Source organism: Xanthomonas sp. NCPPB 3569, from assembly GCF_041475645.2.
GTDB classification, from domain to species: Bacteria; Pseudomonadota; Gammaproteobacteria; order Xanthomonadales; family Xanthomonadaceae; genus Xanthomonas; species Xanthomonas phaseoli.
Map to the genome: position 1 here is coordinate 3,182,354 of NZ_CM192969.1, position 19,730 is coordinate 3,202,083.

Annotated in this window: 16 protein-coding genes; 6 read left to right on the forward strand and 10 right to left on the reverse strand. The window is 66.0% G+C overall.

Annotation, left to right across the window (positions count from 1 at the left end; genetic code table 11):
• Positions 1-80: 80 nt before the first annotated feature.
• From ACCQ03_RS13900 to prmB, 6 genes are all read right to left on the reverse strand, one after another.
• Positions 81-488: a VOC family protein gene (locus ACCQ03_RS13900; RefSeq protein ID WP_039567208.1), complete on the reverse strand. Its 408-nt coding sequence runs from the start codon at positions 486-488 to the stop codon at positions 81-83.
• Positions 485-2,440, reverse strand: a complete 1,956-nt coding sequence (locus ACCQ03_RS13905; RefSeq protein ID WP_459551344.1) for a type IV pilus assembly protein FimV — start codon at positions 2,438-2,440, stop codon at positions 485-487. Before ACCQ03_RS13905 ends, ACCQ03_RS13900 begins: the two co-directional genes overlap by 4 nt.
• 686 nt (positions 2,441-3,126) lie before the next feature.
• A complete protein-coding gene (locus ACCQ03_RS13910; RefSeq protein ID WP_150146567.1) occupies positions 3,127-4,152 on the reverse strand; it encodes an aspartate-semialdehyde dehydrogenase in 1,026 nt (341 codons plus the stop codon).
• A gap of 83 nt (positions 4,153-4,235) precedes the next feature.
• On the reverse strand, positions 4,236-5,294 hold the full coding sequence (locus tag ACCQ03_RS13915) for a 2-hydroxyacid dehydrogenase (protein ID WP_209227505.1): 1,059 nt from the start codon (positions 5,292-5,294) through the stop codon (positions 4,236-4,238).
• Complete coding sequence (gene aroC, locus ACCQ03_RS13920; RefSeq protein ID WP_057677617.1) at positions 5,287-6,390, reverse strand: chorismate synthase; 1,104 nt, start codon at positions 6,388-6,390, stop codon at positions 5,287-5,289. The genes ACCQ03_RS13915 and aroC overlap by 8 nt, the downstream gene beginning before the upstream one ends.
• A gap of 10 nt (positions 6,391-6,400) precedes the next feature.
• On the reverse strand, positions 6,401-7,327 hold the full coding sequence (gene prmB / locus ACCQ03_RS13925; RefSeq protein WP_057686978.1) for a 50S ribosomal protein L3 N(5)-glutamine methyltransferase: 927 nt from the start codon (positions 7,325-7,327) through the stop codon (positions 6,401-6,403).
• Between the two features lie 80 nt (positions 7,328-7,407).
• Here prmB and ACCQ03_RS13930 point away from each other — a divergent pair, with 80 nt between their 5' ends.
• Complete coding sequence (locus tag ACCQ03_RS13930) at positions 7,408-8,058, forward strand: SCO family protein (protein WP_209227503.1); 651 nt, start codon at positions 7,408-7,410, stop codon at positions 8,056-8,058.
• Positions 8,055-8,897, forward strand: a complete 843-nt coding sequence (asd, locus tag ACCQ03_RS13935) for an archaetidylserine decarboxylase (RefSeq protein ID WP_039567218.1) — start codon at positions 8,055-8,057, stop codon at positions 8,895-8,897. Before ACCQ03_RS13930 ends, asd begins: the two co-directional genes overlap by 4 nt.
• 407 nt (positions 8,898-9,304) lie before the next feature.
• On the opposite strand, the gene ACCQ03_RS13940 is transcribed toward asd, so the two are convergent.
• On the reverse strand, positions 9,305-10,888 hold the full coding sequence (locus ACCQ03_RS13940) for a transglycosylase SLT domain-containing protein (RefSeq protein WP_017156362.1): 1,584 nt from the start codon (positions 10,886-10,888) through the stop codon (positions 9,305-9,307).
• A 293-nt stretch (positions 10,889-11,181) separates the two neighbouring features.
• On the opposite strand from ACCQ03_RS13940, the gene ACCQ03_RS13945 reads away from it, so the two are divergent.
• Complete coding sequence (locus ACCQ03_RS13945) at positions 11,182-12,687, forward strand: helicase HerA-like domain-containing protein (protein WP_209227501.1); 1,506 nt, start codon at positions 11,182-11,184, stop codon at positions 12,685-12,687.
• 117 nt (positions 12,688-12,804) lie between these two features.
• A complete protein-coding gene (locus ACCQ03_RS13950; RefSeq protein WP_244664154.1) occupies positions 12,805-13,323 on the forward strand; it encodes a hypothetical protein in 519 nt (172 codons plus the stop codon).
• A 73-nt stretch (positions 13,324-13,396) separates the two neighbouring features.
• Here the strand turns inward: ACCQ03_RS13950 and nudK are convergent, their stop codons facing one another.
• A complete protein-coding gene (nudK, locus tag ACCQ03_RS13955) occupies positions 13,397-13,996 on the reverse strand; it encodes a GDP-mannose pyrophosphatase NudK (protein ID WP_057678822.1) in 600 nt (199 codons plus the stop codon).
• 358 nt (positions 13,997-14,354) lie between these two features.
• On the opposite strand from nudK, the gene ACCQ03_RS13960 reads away from it, so the two are divergent.
• Entirely contained in the window at positions 14,355-15,629 is a 1,275-nt protein-coding gene (locus tag ACCQ03_RS13960; RefSeq protein WP_057678823.1) for a DUF4013 domain-containing protein, read from the forward strand.
• A 135-nt stretch (positions 15,630-15,764) separates the two neighbouring features.
• Here ACCQ03_RS13960 and ACCQ03_RS13965 read toward each other — a convergent pair whose 3' ends face one another.
• Entirely contained in the window at positions 15,765-17,231 is a 1,467-nt protein-coding gene (locus ACCQ03_RS13965) for a rhomboid family intramembrane serine protease (RefSeq protein ID WP_209227499.1), read from the reverse strand.
• Between the two features lie 111 nt (positions 17,232-17,342).
• Between ACCQ03_RS13965 and greB the strand changes: the two genes are divergently transcribed.
• Entirely contained in the window at positions 17,343-17,849 is a 507-nt protein-coding gene (gene greB, locus ACCQ03_RS13970) for a transcription elongation factor GreB (protein ID WP_150146573.1), read from the forward strand.
• Positions 17,850-18,183: 334 nt separating this feature from the next.
• Here the strand turns inward: greB and rimO are convergent, their stop codons facing one another.
• Positions 18,184-19,557, reverse strand: coding sequence for a 30S ribosomal protein S12 methylthiotransferase RimO (rimO, locus tag ACCQ03_RS13975; protein WP_150146576.1), 1,374 nt, complete (start codon positions 19,555-19,557; stop codon positions 18,184-18,186).
• Positions 19,558-19,730: the final 173 nt, after the last annotated feature.

Genomic DNA, 19,730 nt, shown 5'->3' on the forward strand with positions numbered 1-19,730 from the left:
AAGGTGAAGTGTACGAGCCGCATTGCCTGGTGGGTGCCGAGCCGCGGCAACGCGCGTGCGGCCAGCGCGCAGGTGCGTGCTCAGTCGTCGGACCCGACGCTATGCTCGGACCACACGGCCAAGGTGGTGCCGCCGGGCTCGCGGAAATGAAACCGGCTGCCGCCCGGAAAACCGAATATCGGCTTGACGATCTCCCCGCCTGCGCCACGCACGCGCTCCATTACCGGGGCCAACGCGTCCGCATACAGCACCACCAACGGCCCACCCTGTTCCGGCGCCGGCGCGGCTGCACGGTAGAAGCCGCCGTCCAGGCGGCCATCGTTGAAGGCCAGGTAATCCGGGCCGTAGGCCTGGAATTGCCAACCGAACACCGCTTCGAAAAACGCACGACTGGCATCCGGATCGATGGAGGCGAACTCCACATAATCGATCCGGCGCTCGCGTGCGGCGCCTGTCTGCGCGGGCAGGCAGTCGATCGCCGGGCTCATGCCAGGCGTTCCAGCAGCTCGGCCGCTTCGGCGCGCGTGGCGTCGTCGCCGGTGGCGGCAACTTCCAGCAGCAGGCCGCGCGCGGTGTCCTTGTCGCCCAGGTCCATGTAGGCCACCGCCAGTTCCAGGCGATCGCGCCCGGCCGAGGCGATGCCCCGGCTGGCCGACGCGCTGGGCGCGGCACTCGGTGCCGCAGGCGCACGTTCGAAATCCAGGCTGTCTTGCGTGGCCACCGCGACCGGGGAGGCGTTCGACGGAACATCGCCGATCGTGGGCGCGACATCTGCGTGGCGCGTTTCCACAGCTTCGGACGCCGGTTGCGGCGGGGCCTGCGCCTCGTCGACGGGCGTGGTGTGCTGCGGCGGCGTTGCCACCACCGGCGGTGCGGCACGCAGCGCACGCCAGTCGTCGCTGTTGACCGCCATGGGTGCAGCAGCCGGCTCGGACGGCAGCGGCTCGCGACGCAACACCTCCGACAACGGTTGCTGCGTGTCATGGGCGCGCTCTTCGTCGCGCAGATCGGCCTGCTCGAATTCGGTCTCGTGCACCACATCGCGCTCGCTGGGCTCGGTGGTTGGCGTCGCGTCTTGCGGTTCGGCGGCCTGCACCGGTGCGCCAGGCAGGACGAAGTCGAACTGCCGACGCGGCAACGGCGGCAGCGGCGAGGGTTTGCGGCGGCGCGCGGCCAGCCACGCCACCACGGCAGCGACGATCAACACCAGCCCGCCGATCAACCACAGCGGAAAACCGCCGCCCTGTTGTGCGGCCGCCGGAGTTTCCGACAGGCGTTTTTGCACGGCCGCCAGATCGCTGTCCTTCATGGCGATCAGCGCTTGCTGTTGCTGCTTGAGCTTTTCCAGATCCGCCACGCGGGTCCGCAGGTCCTGCAATTCCGCATCGCGGGTGGCGATGTCTTCCTTGGCCTGTTGCAATTGTTGATTGGCCGCCATCTCGCCCTCGCCTTCGGCACTGGTGCCGGACGTGACGCCGGCGGTGTTGGTCTGACTCGCCACTGCAGGGGCGATTTCGAGCCGCGCGCCGTTGCCGGACGCTGCGGCAGGCGTGGCGGGCGGCGGCGTGGCGGTAGCGGCAGCGCCGGCCTCGGCCGGTTGCGGCACCGCCGATCGCGCCTGCCGCCACTGCGCGGCCTGCTCGCGCACCATGACCGCCGCTTCGGCCGCACCGACCTGGGCAAGTGCGTCTTCCTGCGGCGTGCGCAGCACCGCGCCCTGCTTCAGGCGGTTGATGTTGCCGTTGATGAAGGCGTCCGGATTGGTGCGCAGCAACGCCAGCATGGTCTGGTCCAGCGAATGCCCGCTGGAACGCGCCACTACCGCGGCGATCTCCGACAAGGTCTGGCCCGCGCGCACGGCCGGCAACGCATCGCCGGCCTGCGTCGCAGACCCGGCAGACGCACTGGCAGTCGCACGTGCGGCCGGTTCGGCGCTGGCGTTGTCTTGCGCGGTGCGGTCGGCGACCGGCGCCGGCTCGCGTGCAATCGCATTGCTGGAACCGGCACGCGGCGCTTCGATGGCCGGCTCGGCGATGGCGGCCGCGGTATTGGGCGCATCGACCAAGGCGGAATATTCGCGCACCAGCCGGCCCTGGCCCCACTCCACCTCGATCAGGAAGTTGATGGCCGGCTGGTCCACCGCCTGGCTGCTGGTGACGCGGATCACTGCCCGCCCGCGTGCGTCCTGCGCGAACTGGAACTGCAGATTGCTGACCAGCCCTTGTGGGCGCTCCAGGCCGACCCGCGCAAACGTGGTGGCCGATGCAAGCGCCACGCGCGCGTTGTCGAGCTCGCCCGGCTCGTTGGAGATGACCGGAATCTCGGCCACCAGCGGTTGCCCGGGCTTGGACAGCACCCGGATATCGCCCAGCCCCAACGCCATTGCGGCGCCGCTGCAGGCCATCAGCAGCAACGCACCTATCCCTTGTATCGGACGCATCGCGCCCCCGCCCCTATGTTTCATGGGCATCAATATAGCCGCTGAATGAGCGAAAAAGTCGGTGCCGTGATCCAGAGCGCTGCGCCAGCGACGCTGCCGCAGTGCGGCATGCATGCGTGGCCACTGCAAACAGGCAAGCGTTGATGGGCGCTCGCACTGCGCGAGGTCTCCAGCGCGCAACGGTTTGTCGGCAGATTGCGTGGTGCAACGTCACGAACTGCGCGATGCCACGATGTGACACCAATGTCGCGTCCTCTGCAAGCAATGGCGTGTGCGAGCGGCGGGCGGCGTGACGGCTCGCGCAAGCTGCAAGACCCCTCGACGCGTAGGGCGTGCGATAGCAGGCGACACGCGCACGTACGCATGTCTGCAGGCACGCGACGGGCAGCGCGCGTGCAGGTTGGAGCTTGGTTGAGAATCGAGCAGACCTTCTACGCGTCGGCGCGCACCCTGCCAGAGCGCTTGCTCGCGGTGCGCCTGTCTGGAAAGCATCATTGCGCGCCGACATGCTCGTGCATGTGCACGGCGGTGTAGAGCCGCCAACCGCGTGAAGCGACCAGTCCTCATGCAGGTGCAACCGGCGCGCTCAGCACCGCAGTGAACCGCAGTGACCGGGCGGTGCCTGCTGCACCATGCACGGGCCGCGCGCGCCGATGGCGACTGCGCGGCCGTTTTTGTCGTGCCCCTCAGCCTTCCTGTGCGACCAGTTCGGCCAACTGCACGGCGTTGAGCGCGGCGCCCTTGCGGATGTTGTCGGAGACGATCCACAGGTTCAGGCCACGCGGATGCGAGAAGTCTTCGCGGATGCGACCGACAAACACCGCATCCTTGCCGGACGCATGCGTGACCGGGGTCGGGTAGCCGCCGGGCTTGCGCTCGTCCACCACTTCCACGCCGGGCGATGCTTCCAGCAGCGCGCGCGCCGCTTCCACGGTGATCTTGTCGCGGGTCTCGATCGCCACCGCTTCGGAATGGCCGTAGAACACCGGCACGCGCACCGCGGTGGGATTCACCTGGATGCTGTCGTCGCCGAGGATCTTGCGGGTTTCCCAGACCAGCTTCATCTCTTCCTTGGTGTAGCCGTTGTCCTGGAAGTCGTCGATGTGCGGGATCAGGTTGAAGGCGATCTGCACCGGGAAACGCTGCGGATCGATGTCCTGGAAGCTCAGCAGCTCGCTGGTCTGCTTGCCCAGTTCTTCCATCGCCGAACGCCCGCCGCCGGAGACCGACTGGTAGGTCGCCACATTGATGCGCTCGATGCCGTACTTGCGGTGAATCGGGCCCAGCGCCACCAGCATCTGCATGGTCGAGCAATTGGGATTGGCGATGATGCCGCGCGGGCGCTGCTTGAGCGCCTCCGGGTTGACCTCGGACACCACCAGCGGCACGTCGTCGTCGTAACGGAAGGCCGAGGAGTTATCGATCACCACCGCACCGGCCGCGGCGAACTTGGGGCCGTATTCCTTGGACACGCTGCCGCCAGCGGAGAACAGCGCGATGTCCACGCCGGCGGGGTCGAACTCGGCCAGGTCCAGCACATCGACCTTGCCGCCATTGAACTCCACCTGCCCGCCCGCCGAGCGCGACGACGCCAGCGCGTACAGGGTGGCGACCGGGAAGTTGCGCTCGGCCAGGATGCTCAGCATGGTCTCGCCGACAGCGCCGGTGGCGCCCACGACGGCGACGTTGAAACGACGGTTTTCGTTGCTCATGAGTTTGTCTTTATCGAAAGGGGAAATGAGGAAGCACTGCGCGCTGGGTTCGGGGAACCTCCAACGCTGGCCGCGGAGGTTCCCTATCGTTTGGTCGAAATGGTTTTGCTCGCGCCCACGATCGCGCCGCCACGTTTGGCAGCGGCAATCGCATCGGCATTGAGCGCGCTCGGCGGGTTGCCGGCATGCGGGCCCTTGCCCAGCGCAGCGATCAGGTTGTCAACCGCCAGTTGCACCATCGCGCGGCGGGTGGCCAGGCTGGCGCTGCCGATATGCGGGGTGAGCACCACGTTGTGCAGCGCCAGCAACTCCGGACGCACACGCGGCTCGCCTTCGTAGACATCCAGGCCGGCACCGGCCAGGCGGCCGTTGGCCAGCGCGTCGGCCAGCGCCAGCTCATCGACGATGCCGCCGCGGGCGATATTCACCAGCGTGGCAGTCGCGCGCATCTTGCCCAGCGCCGCGCCGTCGATGAAGTGATGCGACTCCGTGGTGTACGGCAGCACCAGCACCAGGTGATCGGACTGCGCCAGCAACGTCTCGAAATCGACGTACTGCGCGCCCAGCGCCTGTTCGGTGGCGGCCGGCAACTGGCTGCGGTTGTGATACAGCACGCGCATGCCGAAACCGTGCGCGCCGCGCCGCGCGATGCCCTGCCCGATCCGGCCCATGCCCAGGATGCCGAGCGTGCTGCCGTGGATATCGGCGCCGAGCATGGTCTTGAACGACCATTGCCCCCACTGCCCGTCGCGCAACCAGCGCTCGGGCTCGGTGATGCGGCGCGCGGTGGCCATCAGCAGCGCGAAGCCGAGATCGGCGGTGGTTTCGGTGAGTACGTCCGGCGTGTTGCTGGCCAGGATGCCGGCGGCGCTCAGCGCATCCAGATCCAGGTTGTTGTAGCCCACGCCGACATTGGCGATGGCGCGCAGCTGCGGCGCGGAGGCGATTTCGGTCGCGCCGATACGCTCGTTGAGGGTGATCAGGGCGCCGTCCAGCGGTGCCAGTTGCGCAGCCAGCTCGGCCGGCGAATACGCGCTGACGCGCTGCGTGGTGGTCAGCTCGAAATGCTCGCCCAACTGCGCGACGACATCGTCGAACAGCGGCTGGCTGACCCACACCTTGGCGCGACGGCCGTCAGACATCGACCTGCCCGGGAATGCGGGGCGACACCTCGCCCACATCGCCGCATTGCGCACGGTGACGCAGCGCCTGGTCCATCAGCACCAGCGCCATCATCGCCTCGGCGATCGGCGTGGCGCGGATGCCCACGCACGGGTCGTGCCGGCCGGTGGTGATGACATCGACCACGCTGCCGTCGGCATCCACCGTGGCGCCGGGCAAGCGCAGGCTGGAGGTGGGCTTGAGCACCATCGAGGCGGTGACCGCCTGGCCGGTGGAGATTCCGCCCAGGATGCCGCCAGCATGGTTGCTGAGAAAGCCTTCCGGGGTGATCAGGTCGCGGTGCTCGGTGCCCTTCTGCGCCGCGCTGGCAAAGCCGTCGCCGATCTCCACGCCCTTGACTGCATTGATGCTCATCAAGGCCGCCACGAGTTCGGCATCGAGCTTGCCGTAGATCGGCTCGCCCCAGCCTGCGGGCACGCCGCCAGCGACCACGTCCACCCGCGCACCGACCGAATCGCCGGATTTACGCAGCGCATCCATGTAGGTTTCCAGTTCCGGCACCTGCGCGGCATGCGGCCAGAAAAACGGGTTGTCTTCCACCGCATCCCAGTCGAAACCAGCGGGACGGATCTGGCCCAGTTGCGACAGGAAACCGCGCACCAGCACGCCATAACGCTGCTTGAGCCACTTCTTGGCGATCACGCCGGCGGCCACGCGCATGGTGGTTTCGCGCGCCGACGAGCGCCCGCCGCCGCGCGGATCGCGAATGCCGTACTTCTGCCAGTAGGTGTAATCCGCATGGCCCGGACGGAACTGCTGGGCGATATTGCTGTAGTCCTTGCTGCGCTGATCGGTGTTGCGGATCAGCAAGCCGATCGGCGTGCCGGTGGTGCGGCCTTCGTACACGCCGGACAGGATCTCGATGGCGTCGGCCTCGCGGCGCGCGGAGGTGTGCCGGCTCTTGCCGCTGGCGCGGCGCTGCAGGTCGTGGGCGAACTCTTCCGGCGCCAGCTCCAGGCCGGGAGGACAGCCGTCGACGACGCAGCCGATCGCCGGCCCGTGCGATTCGCCGAAGGTGGTGACAGTGAACAGCTTGCCGAACGAATTGGCACTCATGCGCGCAGGCTCATCGCTGCGCGGCCAGCTCGGCGATGCGGGCGCCGTGGGCGATCAATTCGCGGCATTCCACCGCGAAAATGCCCATCTGCCCCACCTTGAACTCGACCCAGGCCAGATCCACTTCCGGCAGCAGCTTGACCAGGTGCTGCTCGGACTCGCCCACCTCGCAGATCAGCAGGCCGTCTTCGCTCAGGTGCTGCGGCGCATCGCGCAGGATCTTCAGCACCAGGTCCAGGCCATCGTCGCCGGCGCGCAGGCCCAGTTCGGGCTCGTAGGAATACTCCTGCGGCAGCGCGTCGGTTTCGTCGTTGGTGACGTACGGCGGGTTGGTGACGATCAGGTCGTACTGGCGACCGCCCAGGCTGGCGAACAGGTCCGACTTGAGCAAGCTGACATTGTCGGCATGCAGGCGCGCCTTGTTTTCGGCGGCCAGCGCCAGCGCATCGTCGCTGATGTCCACGCCGTCCACATCCCACTGCGGGTTGTAGTGGCCCATCGCGATGGCAATACAGCCCGAACCGGTGCACAGGTCGAGCGCACGGGTCACCTCGCGCCCGCCCAGCCACGGCTCGAAGCCGGCTTCGATCAGTTCGGCGATCGGCGAACGCGGCACCAGCGCACGCGCATCGCTCTTGAAACTCAGGCCGGCAAACCAGGCCTCGCCGGTGAGGTACGCGGCCGGCACGCGCTCGGTGATGCGGCGCTCGAACAGACCGAGCACCTGCTCTTTTTCCGAGCGCAGCAAGCGCGCCTGGCCGTAGGCCGGGCCCAGATCGTGCGGCAGATGCAGGCTGTGCAGCACCAGTTGGGTGGCTTCGTCCAGCGCATTGTCGTAGCTGTGGCCGAAGGTCAGACCGGCTGCGTTGAAACGGCTGGTGCCATAGCGGATCAGGTCGATGATGGTGTGCAGTTCGTCGGCCGCGGCGGCAGTCATGGCAACAACTAAAGAGGAATCGGCCCCCGATTATAGAGGTCGGATCGGTATCATGAGCGTCCGTTGCACTGGAAACCGCCATGTTCAATCGCAATACCGGCATCGTGCTACTGGTGGCCCTGGCCGCTGGCCTGGGGATGTTGCTGGGCCAGAAGTTCCTTGGCGGCGCGCCCAGTTCGCCATGGCCCCCCACCAAGACCATCACCTTTTATCCGCAGCCGCGCCCGCTGCCGCAATTCAGCCTGCGCCAGTCCGACGGCACCCAGTTGGTGCCCGGCGAGCTCAAGGGGCATTGGACGCTGGTGTTTCTGGGCTTCACGTTTTGCCCCGATGTCTGCCCCACCACCTTGACCGATCTGGCCGTGGCGCAACAGCAATGGGAAAGCATTCCCGATGGCTTGCGCCCGCGCGTGCTGTTCGTCTCGGTGGACCCGCAGCGCGATCCGCCTGCGCGCCTGGGCGAGTACGCGCACGCCTTCCACAAGGACACCCTGGCCGCCACTGCCGACGTGCCGGCGCTGGAGCGCTTTGCCACCGCGCTGGGCTTCGTGTTCCAGAAGGTGCCGGGCGAGGGCTATGCGCAGAATCCCAACGACTACAGCATGGATCATTCGGCCGGCATCGCCGTGCTCGATCCGCAAGGCCGTCTGGCCGGGTTGATCCGTCCCCCGCTTGATCCGAAGGCGATCGCCGCCGACCTCCAACAGCTGACCAAGGTAACCGCTCCGTGAGTCTCGTCACTTCCCTGACCTACGTGCTGCCGCACCGGTTGCTGTCGTCGCTGGCGCGCGCGCTGGCCTATTCGCAGACCCCCTCCACCAAGCAGTGGTTGATCGACACGGTCACGCGCAAGTTCGGCGTGGACCTGAGCGAGGCACAGGAGCCGGATCCGCGCGCCTACCCCACCTTCAACGCGTTTTTTACCCGCGCCTTGAAGCCCGGCGCGCGCGTGCCGGATGCCGACCCTGCGGCGGTGCTGATGCCGGCCGACGGCCGCATCAGCCAGCTCGGCCCGATCGAGAACGGCCGCATTTTCCAGGCCAAGGGGCAGTCGTTCACCGCTGCCGAGTTGCTTGGCGACGAAGCGGCCGCAGTGCCGTTCAACAACGGTCTGTTCGCCACCGTGTATCTCTCGCCCAAGGACTACCACCGCGTGCATATGCCGTGGACCGGCACCCTGCGCGAAACCGTGCACGTGCCCGGCCGGCTGTTCAGCGTGGGCCCGGATGCAGTGCGCAACGTGCCGCGCCTGTTCGCGCGCAACGAGCGGCTGGTGTGTCACTTCGACACCGAGTTCGGCCCGATGGCCTCGGTGATGGTTGGCGCGTTATTGGTCTCGGGTGTGGAGACGGTCTGGAGCGGCGTGGAGATTCCGCGCTATGGCGACCGCATCACGCGCAAGGACTATCGCGGCAAGGGCATCGTGCTGGAAAAGTTCGCGGAGATGGCCCGGTTCAATTACGGCTCGACCGTGATCGTGCTGCTGCCGCCGGGCGTGGCCACGCTAGATGGCAATCTTGCGGCCGAAACATCGGTTCGTCTTGGCCAGGCGCTCGCCCGTCGCCAGTGAAGTGCAACACCGCGGCGTAGGAGCGGACTTGGCCGTAACCAGACATTCCCGACGATGCGCAGCCCCTACGCGCACCGTCTTGCTCGGCCCAAGATAAAAAACACACGGCACACAACAGGGCGATTTGGAGGCTTCGTCGCTGCCGGTTCCGCTCCCGCGGCAACCAGACTTGTCACGAGCTCGCCGCCATCGCAGGAGCGGACCTGGCCGCGACCAAGCATGCCCGAGAACGCGGCGCATACCCGCGCGCTGTGTTCCCAGCTTCAGATCGAAAAGCTCCAGCCCGTGTTTGAGGCTACCGGACCGGCGTTGACGCGGCCTGGCCTGCCCCACGCTAGCGGGTTCAGCCCGATGCGCACCGCCGCCTAACAGGTGCGGCCATCAGCACCGCACCAACAGCGCATGGTTCAGCGATCGCAACCGGCCAGCTTGATGCTCTGCCCGGGCTTGAGGGCGTACGACGGTGCCTTCAAACCGTTGGCCTTGGCCAGCTCCTTGATCTCGCATTGGTATTTGTTCGCCACGCGACCGAGCGTGTCGCCCTTGGCGATGGTGTAGCTGCGTACCTGCTTGGCCTTGGGCTTGGCCACTGCCGGCTGGCCGGTAGCGACCGTGGTCGGGATGCCGGCCATCTGGCTGACATCGCCCACCGCGACGCTGGGCACGTACTCAGGCGCGCTGCTGCTGCGCACGATCGCGCTGTTGAGGTCGGCGGTGATCAGGGTACGTGCCAGATCCGCACGCGGGCCGTTGACGCAGTAACGGGTGTAGAGGTTGACGATGCGGTTGGTGGCATTGATGACCGTGCCGGCCGGAATCCAGCCGTCGGATTCGTAACGCGGGTTGAGATTGCGCAGCGCACGCATGTAGCCGTCGCGCGTGCCCATGCTGCCCAGGCAGATGGTGAGTTCGTAGATGGTGGTCGACTTGGCCAGCTTGAGCGTGGCCGGCTGCGCATCGAGCTTGGGGAAATCCACCCCGTACTGGCGCGGGTGCAGGAAGATCCACGCCGCCGCGATCACCATCGGCACGTAGTCCTTTGTTTCGGCCGGGAACTGGTTATAGACGTCCTGCTCCCAGAAGCCGCGCCCGCCGCTCTGCGAGAACACGCGTGCGGCACGGCCTTCGCCGCCGTTGTAGGCGGCCAGTGCCAGTTCGATGCTGCGGTTGAGCCCGGCCATGCGCTCATTGAGGTAGGCGGCGCTGGCTTCGGCGGCACTGCGTGCATCAAAGCGCGTATCGAAGCCGGTGCCGTCCGGGCCCAGCCCGAAGCGACGTCCGGTGGCAGGCATGAACTGCATCAACCCGGCCGCACCCGCGCGCGAGCTGGCATGCACCTTGCCGTTGGATTCCTTGGCCATGATGCCGAACAGCAGCGCTTCTGGAAGGCCGCGCTTCTGCCATTCCGGCCACATCACGCCGCGCAGGTTGCTGTAGTTTTCGTAGCTGGTCAGCAGCGCCGGGCGCATATCGGTGAGCCAGCGCCGGATACCGGCCTGCACGGCCGGGTTGTACTGCACCATCTTGTCGAAGTCGTGGCGCTGGTCGTTGAGCAGCGTGGCGGCACGCGCGGCCTCTGGCACGCCGTTCGACGCCGGGCCGAGATGGTCCGGGTCGGCTTGCAGCAGCGTGTCGTCGTCTTCCGGATCTTCGGCGGCCGGCGCCTCGGCATCGGCGCGCGCCTTGAGCAGGCGCTTGTAGGTGGCCAACTGGTTGGACACCAGGCAACCACGTTGCTTGATGCAGGCGTCGATGATGTCTTCCATGTCCTCCAGCGCGGCATCGCCTTCGGCGGTGCCCTTGGGGTCGGAGTTGTTCACCAGCACCAGCGCATCGCGATAGCGCTTTTCGGCGGCGGCCATGCGCGCATCGAGCGCGGCGGCCTTCTCCGTGTCGCGTTTGGAGATGGCGTGGGCGGCGGGGACGACAGACATCAGCGCCACCACAGCCAGGACAGGCCATGGGCGCAAACCAAAATGAGCGAGCGGCATCGTAGGCAGTACAGCGGAAAGGCAGGCAGGGTAGCCGCCGGGGCAACATCGGGGCAAGGCAGCGGGGCCACCGGGGTCAGTGGGCCGTTAGCTTGGTGGGCGCGATCGATGCGTGCGGCACCTGCCAACCGGCTCACCGACGCGAGGAATTGGGTGCGTCTGCGGCTGCAGCGCTGCGCGTGCATGATCGCCCGTTCGACCCAGCCTGCCGACCAGGATCTGCCGAGTTGCCGGCCGGCATTGCCCACTGGGTTTGCCCGTTAGAATCGGCCCTTTCCTACCGGATCAGCGCAATGGCCTCGTTCCTGCTTGGTAAAGGCGTCACCGACGATATCCCGGTTGTGCTGGAAGGCCGCTTCGGCAACCGCCACGGGCTGGTAGCCGGCGCCACCGGCACCGGCAAGACCGTGACCTTGATGACCCTGGCCGAAGGCTTCTCGCGGCTGGGCGTTCCGGTGTTCCTGGCGGACGTGAAAGGCGATGTCGCCGGCCTGGCCGTGGCCGGTGATGGCGCGCCCGGCGTGCTGCAGCGCGCCAACGATTTGGGCATGACCGACTACGCCCCGACCGCCAACCCGGTGGTGTTCTGGGACCTGTATGGCCAGCTGGGGCATCCGGTGCGTACCACCGTCAGCGAGATGGGCCCCACCCTGCTCGCCCGGATTCTGGAACTCAACGACATCCAGTCCGGTGTGCTGGACATCGTGTTCAAGCTGGCCGACGACCGCGGCTTGCTGCTCCTGGACCTGGACGACCTGCGCGCGCTGCTCGCGCTGGTGGTCGAAGAGCGCAAGGAGCTCTCCACCAGTTATGGACTGGTGTCCAGCCAATCGGTGGCCGCCATCCAGCGCGCCTTGCTGCGTTTGTCCCAGGACGGCGGCGAACAGTTCTTCGGCGAGCCTGCGCTGGAGCTGGCCGAACTGATGCGCGTCGCGCCGGATGGCCGTGGCGTGATCGGCATCCTGGCTGCCAACCAACTGGTGCTCAAGCCCAAGCTGTACTCCACCTTCCTGCTGTGGCTGCTGTCGGAACTGTTCGAACGCTTGCCCGAAGTAGGCGACCTGGAACAACCCAAACTGGTGTTCGTGTTCGACGAGGCGCACCTGCTGTTCGACGATGCGCCGGCGGCGCTGGTGCAGCGCATCGAACAAGTGGTGCGCCTGATTCGTTCCAAGGGCGTGGGCGTGTATTTCTGCTCGCAGTTTCCCGACGACATTCCCGACAACATCCTCGGCCAGCTCGGCAACCGCGTGCAGCACGCACTGCGCGCCTACACCCCGCGCGACCAGAAAGCAGTCAAGACCGCCGCGCAAACCTTCGTCGGCAATCCCAAGCTCGATGTCGCCGCCGCCATCTCCAGCCTGGGCACCGGCGAGGCGCTGGTGTCGCCGCTGCAGGGCAAGGGCGTGCCGGCGCCGGTACAGCAGACCTTGATCGCACCGCCGCGCTGCCGGATGGGGCCGATCACGCCGCCCGAACGCGCGCAGGTACGCGCCTGCAGCCCGGTCGGCACCCGCTACGACACCGCGATCAACCGCGAATCGGCTGCCGAACTGCTGGCGCGTCGCGTCGAACAGGTGGCCGAACACAATGCCGCACCGCCTGCCCGCACTCGCGAAGACGACGACGCGCACGACAGCGGCTTCGGCCAGGCGGTCAAGGACGCGGTGTTCGGCACCGGCCGCCGCCAGGGCATGCTCGAAGCGATGGCCAAGCAGACCTCGCGCACGGTGGGCAACAAGATCGGCCAGCAAATCGTGCGCGGCATCTTCGGTAGCATTTTTGGTGGGAAGCGGTGAGCCTTGCATTGCAACCAGCGTGGTTGTGCGCCTCCACGCAATAAAGCCTGACCAACAAGGCATCGCAATCGAGCGTGCTCGCGCAGCACCACATCCGGAGGTCAAGGAGACTCGCAGATGCAAGCAGATGCAGCTGTTATTTCGTCACTTTTTTTACTCATCAGCGCGGACACAACCTTCGCTGAGCAGAACGCAAATCAAGACGACCCGCCCAGCGCATGGCCACAGGGCAGGCAGCACCTGCTTGCAGGTCACTATGTCGGCAAGCTGCACCCAGACAATACGCAATGCCAGGCCGTTAGCGCAGAACTCTGGCTTGAGGCCAAAGGAAACAAGGAAAGCCGGCGATACATTTTGAAGACGGCATGTATCGCGCCCGAAACGCAACGCAACACCACCACCACAACCGAACGTGGACCTTGGTGGCTCGATAAGAACGGAGACGAGTGCCTGATTCTCTCGCGCGACGACGTCTCCGATCTCTCGCTCAATCCGAATATGTATGGATTTCGGATCGACCAAGAAACTGATCCGAAAGGGCAGCAAGCTAGCTTTTCGTTAGCTCAAGACGGCAATAACTGCCACAGCGGCAATCCACTAGAACATCGAGACAAAGTGTTGAGACGAGCTCGTTGAGCGAGAGCCTGGGCATCCGCGCGTTGCGTGTTTGCCTACTTACCCATACTGGGCAGGGTAGACAGCGCGCACCTCAATCCAACACACCATGCAACTTGGCGTACTGCAACAGCATGATGGTCTTGGCATCGGCGATCTCACCTGAGCCGATCATCGCCAGCGCTGCATCCAGCGACAGCTCCAGCACTTCGATCTCTTCGCCGTCTTCTTCGAGTCCACCGCCCTGATTGAGCTTGTCGCCGTCGAAGTATTCGCCGACGAAGAAGTACAGGCGTTCGGTGACCGAGCCAGGGCTCATGAAGGCCTCGAACACCTTGCGCACGTCGTCGATGCGGTAGCCAGTTTCTTCTTGGGTTTCCTTGCGGATGCAGGTCAGCGCATCGTCCTGGTCGAGCAGGCCGGCACAGGTTTCGATCAACATGCCATCCGGGTTGCCATTGAGCAGCGTCGGCAGGCGGAACTGACGGGTGAGCATCACCGTCTGCTTGGCTCGGCTATACAGCAGGATGGTGGCGCCGTTGCCACGATCGTAGGCCTCGCGCGACAAGGTCTGCCAGCGGCCGTCCTTGCGCTGGAAATCGAACGTGACCTTGCGCAGCACATACCAATTGTCCGAGAGCACATCGATGCTGCGAATGCGGACCTGCGGGTTGCCGGTGGCAGACGGAATCAAGCAATACTCCTTGTGATGCGGGCGATGGCAGTGCCGCGGCTGCGGCTGCGGCGCGCGGTCGCTCGCAGGACCGCAAGAGCGCGGCGGGCCACCATTTTACCTGTGGCTCGATTGGAACCTCGGACAGTCACGCACGCACCGCATTGGCGGGCTGCCGATGCGCCGACGCTGCTGTCGGACACAGCATGCTCCAATGCAATGCCGGCACTGATGCACTGCCTGGCCAGCAGTTTGCAGACCATGCCCGCGACATGTCGCCGGTCGCGGGCGATCCAGGTTTGTCGGCTTGACCACCCCTGATTGCGTGGCGACACGCGGCCCCGCACAATCCGGTCACATCACACGCTTGGGGAGCGTCATGGAAGACCGTTTTCGCGCACGCACGCTGGCCGCGCAAGCTGCGCCTGCACCGTTCTGGACCCGCATTCCCGCCATCGCCACCTACCCGCTGCGTGGCTCGGCGCTATATGCGCTGATCGCATTGACGCTGTGCAGCGCATTGTTGGTGCTGCCGGGCATCCTGAAACTGGTGATTGCCGGTGTGCTGGGCATGGCGACCTACACCTATGCCTTCGACATTCTGCGCCACACCGCCGATGGCCAGACCGATGCGCCACGCCTGGGCTACAACAGCTTCGACAGCGCGGTACTGCGCCTGATCCTGCTGGCCATCGCGCTGGGCATCGTGATCGGCGTGGGAGCCGTGATCGCCGGCCCGTTCGGCCTGGCAGTTGCCTATCTGGGCACCATGCTGCTGCTGCCGGGCATGCTGATCTCGCTGGCCATCGACGGCAGCCTGCGCCGCGCACTCAACCCCGCCGTCTCCATCGACATGGCGCTCCGGATCGGCTGGCCGTATCTGGCCGCCTACGGCCTGCTCTACGTGATCCAGGGCAGCGGCACGGCAGCGGTCTTCTTCGCTACCAAATACCTTCCGCCGCTCGTGCGCGAAGCGACGGTCATGGTGACCTCGATCTGGACGCTGTTCGCCAGCTTTCACTTGCTGGGGTACCTGGTGTACCAGTACCACGAAGAGCTGGGCTATGTGCCCAGTGGCGCGGATGCGCACGAACGCAGCGACCCGGACCAGCGCCTGCTCGACGAAGCGGAACAGTACGTGCGCGACGGGCATTCCGACGAAGCCTTTCAGGCCTTGCGTGGCGCGGTGCGCTCGCGCGCGGTGAGCCTGGCGGTGCACGAGCTGTATCAGCGCTTGCTGCGCCAACACCATCGCAACGACGAACTACGCGAACACACTCGCCAATACATCAATCGGCTGTTGCAGGAAAAGCAGGAACGGCGCGCGCTCGCGCTGCAGCGCGAAGCGCTGGACATCGACGCCACATTTACGCCACTGACGCCTGAGCAGGCCAACCTGCTGGCCGAGCGCGCAAAGATGGCCGGGCAGTTCCAACTGGTCACCGATGGCCTGCTGGCCGCCATCGCTGCGTGGCCGCGCGACCCGATGCTGCCTGCCTGGTCGCTGGACGCCGGCGTGCTGCTCGCCGAGCGCTTCGGTCGCGACGAGCAAGCGCGGGCCGTCTTGCAGAATGCGACGGATCGCTGCGACGACGAAGCATTGCGCGCGAAGCTGGATGCGGCACTGAAAGCGGTGGCCATTCAGCCGGCGTGATCGGCTGAGGACCCTTCTGCAGGTTCCAGACAGACAGAGTCCATCACACCCAGAACCATCCCTGTCGGCCAACTCGACCGGCTTTTGCCCGCCCGGCGTCGCGCGCGTCAAGGCGCGCGCGTCGAGCGGAACCGCTCACCCGTTCTCGAGCAAAAAACGCGCCTTGTTCGCCTGTGCCTGCTCGGGAAACTGATCCAGCACTTGGCGCAACAAGCGCGTACGTTGCGCACTGTCTTGCAGCTCACCGTGACGCAAGGCAAGCACGAACCACTGTTGGGCTAATTCGTCGCGGGGCGTACTCAGTTCGCCGTCCTTCAACAGACACTCGGCATCGGCCAACAGGCCGTTACGCATGCACGCAGCGATCAGCGCCTTGCGCGCCGTCGGACTGCAGGCGATCTTGGCCTTGCCGAGTTCGGAGGCGACTGCCAGCTGGATGCGCGTCTGTTCGGCGCTGTGGGTTTGCAGGGCCAGCAGCGTCTCGGCGTGGCGTAGGCTGTCCTGGCTGCGCCCTGCATGACGCGCGGCGCGATAACGCGCAAGCGCAACCTCCAGATTGTGCGGCTGCTCGCTCGCCAACTCCGCCAGCACATGTTCGGCCTCGGCGTTTTCCATCCGGCCCAGATGGCGCTGCGCACGCGCCCAGCGATCGTCCACCGCAACTGCGTCGCCCTCCTCCATGAATACCGGCCGGGTCTGCCGCAACACCACCAGCAAGGCGCCCAACAAGGCACCGCTCACCAGTCCCCCGGCATGCGCCTCAAAGGCGACTGCGCCGTCGTCGTTGGATGCCAGGCTATACAACTCCCAGCCCAGCCACAGCGGCAATAGCAGGATCGCCGGGCCGCGTGCGTAATTGAAGACCACGAAAAACCAATAGAAAAAACGGACCCTGCGCCTGCCCCAGACCACGCAGAACGCGCCCATCAGCGCAGCGATGGCGCCGGAGGCGCCCAGACCGCCGCCGGGCTCGCCCCAGCGCCACCACAAGCTGGCCAGGCTGGCGCCGAATCCGCCGAGCACATACAACAACAGGAACCAGCCACTGCCGATCGCGCCTTCCAGCAAGGTACCCAAGGCAAGCAGAAACAGCATGTTGCCCAGCAAATGATCGAAGCTGCCGTGCAGGAACGTGGCGGTCAGCATGCGCGCTGGCGACCATTCGGAACTGCGCTGCAAGTGGCGCAGCGTAAATATCTTTGACAGCCGCGTTTGGTAAGGCGCACGCAATGCACGCCACTCGCGCAGATGCGCGTCGTCCTTGAACAAGCTGCCGCTACGCAGGGCGTGTTCGAAGGCGACATCGTGCATCGTCAGGTGCGCCAGATACGCGATGCGTTGCGGTTTAGGCACGCTGTCCAGTTTTGCCTGGCGTGCCGCGCGCAGCTTGGCGTTGGCGGTCTGCTGCAGGTAGCGCGCATGCGCATCGGCCTCCAGCGCGCCCAAGCCGGAGTGCACGTAATAGTGCACGGCGCTCTCGACCAGGCTGTCGTCCTTGCGTTGGTAGCCCAGGTAGACCGCCACATTGATCAGCACCAGCAGCAGCGTTACCCAGGGGATGTTCTGGCGCGACCAGGGTTTGTGCAGCGGCATGATCAGCATGACAACGTCCGTGTCCTAAGAATGGCGCAAAGCTTCGCTGTGCGGCGGCAGATGCGCAAGCACGTCATGCGCGCTAGCATCGCGGCCCCGCCGTTCGAAACTGCCTGCCCCATGAGCCGTTGGCGCCCACCTGCCGAGAAAAGCACCGCGCTGATCACGCCCGAAGGCCATGCCCGCCTCAAGGCCGAGCTGGACGACTTGTGGCGCGTACGCCGGCCCGACGTGGTACGTGCCCTTGCGGCGGCCGCCGCCGAAGGCGACCGCTCTGAAAACGCGGAATACACCTATCGCAAGAAGCAGCTCGGTGAAATCGATCGGCGTGTGCGCTATCTGAGCAAACGGCTGGAAACGTTGCGCGTGGTGGATACGGCACCCACCGACGCGAACGCGGTGTTCTTCGGCGCGCAGGTGGAACTGGAAGATGCCGACAGCGGCGAGCTGCTGCGCTACCGCATCGTCGGCCCGGACGAAACCGATGCGGGACGCGGCTGGATCAGCATCGATTCGCCCCTGGCGCGCGCACTACTGAAAAAGCGCGTGGACGACGAATTCGACGCGCACTTGCCGGCCGGCAAGCACACGTTTGTGGTGGTGTCGGTGCAATACGTGCCGTTGTAGGCGATAGACAGCGCGCGAAGCGACTCTGGCGCCGTGCATCAGCAACGGCGGTCATCGACACCCGGAGAACCGAACACCTATGACCCCAGCACTGCCTCGCGGCGCGCTGATGCGCTCGCACGCTCCCTCATGCGGCACTGTCATGCCCACACGCGATGCGGGTAGTGCAGCGCGTCGTGTGGGGGGGGCGACTGCGCGTGGCACGCCGCGTCGCGCGCAGGCCCGCCCCTGTGGCTTGGCGTGCCCAGCGGGCATGTGCGCCGACGGTCCGGCGCAGCCGGGAGCACCGACGCGATCGGCCATCGACCATCGGCCATCCGGCAGCCTGCGGCGGCTAGACGATCTGCAGGTTCAACGTCCGTCCTGGCTGCATCGCAGGGCCAGACGGCAGTGCATCACCGAACAGATCGTGCTCGTCGCTGTCGGTGATTTCCACATCGACCAGATCGCCCACCTTCAAGCCGAGCTCGCCGCCGTTCTGGATATGCACCAGCCCGTCGATTTCCGGGGCATCGGCACGCGAGCGGGCGACCGCGATGTCGTCTTCGATCACATCCACCAGGCACTGCTGCACGCTGCCGATCTTGGATTCCAGACGTAACGCAGAGATCTGCGCCTGCTTGGCCATGAAGCGCGCCTGGCGCTCCTGCTTCACTTCCTCGGGCACCTGGTCCGGCAAGGCATTGGCGCTGGCGCCGTCGACCGGCGAATACGCAAACGCACCGACGCGGTCCAGCTGCGCCTGATCCAGGAAGTCCAGCAGGGATTCGAATTCGGCGTCGGTTTCGCCAGGGAAACCGACGATGAAGGTCGAGCGCACGGTGATCTCCGGGCACATTGCCTTCCAGCGCTGCACGCGCTCCAGGGTTTTTTCCACCGCGCCCGGGCGCTTCATCAATTTGAGGATGCGCGGACTGGCGTGCTGGAACGGGATGTCCAGATACGGCAGCAGCTTGCCTTCGGCCATCAGCGGAATGACATCGTCCACGTGCGGGTACGGGTACACGTAATGCAGGCGCGTCCACACGCCCAGCTCCGACAAGCCCTCGCACAGCGCCTTCATGCGGGTCTGGTACATGCGGTCGCGCCACGGGCGCTCGGCGTACTTCAGGTCCACGCCGTAGGCCGAGGTGTCCTGCGACACCACCAGCAATTCCTTGACGCCACCGCGCACCAGCCGCTCGGCTTCGCGCAGCACTTCATCGACCGGACGCGAGACCAGATCGCCGCGCATCGAGGGAATGATGCAGAAGCTGCACCGATGATTGCAGCCTTCGGAAATCTTCAAGTAAGCGTAATGGCGCGGGGTCAGCTTGATGCCGTAGTCCGGCACCAGATCGACGAACGGATCGTGACGCGGCGGCAACGCCGCGTGCACTGCCTCCATGACGCTCTGGTAGTCCTGCGGGCCGGATACCGCCAGCACTTGCGGGTACGCCTCACGAATCTGCTCCGGGCGCTTGCCCAGGCAGCCGGTGACGATGACCTTGCCGTTGGCGTTCATCGCCTCGCCGATCGCATCCAGCGATTCGGTCACCGCCGAATCGATGAAGCCGCAGGTATTGACCACCACCACATCGGCGGCGTCGTAACTGGGCACGATGTCGTAGCCCTCCACGCGCAGCTGGGTGAGGATGCGTTCGGAATCGACGAGCGCCTTCGGGCAGCCAAGGCTGACGAAGCCGACTTTGGGGTTCAGCTGGGACATGGAAGCAGGAGCCTGGGAAACGGAGCGGCCTGGGGCCTGAGCGGGTCAATTATAGCGGCGCGGGGGCGGCGCTCTGAACCGCATGCCGCGCACGCGGGGCCATCTTAGCGGAACCCTCACCTTCACCCCCGCCGATCCGGTCGATAATGCGCGCCTCCCCCAGACTGCAGCAG

Excerpts from the sequence above, each read along its gene's own strand:
- ACCQ03_RS13945 (WP_209227501.1), top strand. The coding sequence starts at position 11,182 with ATGGCCTCGTTCCTGCTTGGTAAAGGCGTCACCGACGATATCCCGGTT.
- ACCQ03_RS13930 (WP_209227503.1), top strand. The coding sequence starts at position 7,408 with ATGTTCAATCGCAATACCGGCATCGTGCTACTGGTGGCCCTGGCCGCT.
- ACCQ03_RS13950 (WP_244664154.1), top strand. The coding sequence starts at position 12,805 with ATGCAAGCAGATGCAGCTGTTATTTCGTCACTTTTTTTACTCATCAGC.
- ACCQ03_RS13960 (WP_057678823.1), top strand. The coding sequence starts at position 14,355 with ATGGAAGACCGTTTTCGCGCACGCACGCTGGCCGCGCAAGCTGCGCCT.
- prmB (WP_057686978.1), bottom strand. The coding sequence starts at position 7,327 with ATGACTGCCGCCGCGGCCGACGAACTGCACACCATCATCGACCTGATC.
- ACCQ03_RS13900 (WP_039567208.1), bottom strand. The coding sequence starts at position 488 with ATGAGCCCGGCGATCGACTGCCTGCCCGCGCAGACAGGCGCCGCACGC.
- greB (WP_150146573.1), top strand. The coding sequence starts at position 17,343 with ATGAGCCGTTGGCGCCCACCTGCCGAGAAAAGCACCGCGCTGATCACG.
- ACCQ03_RS13965 (WP_209227499.1), bottom strand. The coding sequence starts at position 17,231 with ATGCTGATCATGCCGCTGCACAAACCCTGGTCGCGCCAGAACATCCCC.
- aroC (WP_057677617.1), bottom strand. The coding sequence starts at position 6,390 with ATGAGTGCCAATTCGTTCGGCAAGCTGTTCACTGTCACCACCTTCGGC.
- ACCQ03_RS13905 (WP_459551344.1), bottom strand. The coding sequence starts at position 2,440 with ATGCGTCCGATACAAGGGATAGGTGCGTTGCTGCTGATGGCCTGCAGC.
- rimO (WP_150146576.1), bottom strand. The coding sequence starts at position 19,557 with ATGTCCCAGCTGAACCCCAAAGTCGGCTTCGTCAGCCTTGGCTGCCCG.
- ACCQ03_RS13915 (WP_209227505.1), bottom strand. The coding sequence starts at position 5,294 with ATGTCTGACGGCCGTCGCGCCAAGGTGTGGGTCAGCCAGCCGCTGTTC.
- ACCQ03_RS13910 (WP_150146567.1), bottom strand. The coding sequence starts at position 4,152 with ATGAGCAACGAAAACCGTCGTTTCAACGTCGCCGTCGTGGGCGCCACC.
- ACCQ03_RS13940 (WP_017156362.1), bottom strand. The coding sequence starts at position 10,888 with ATGCCGCTCGCTCATTTTGGTTTGCGCCCATGGCCTGTCCTGGCTGTG.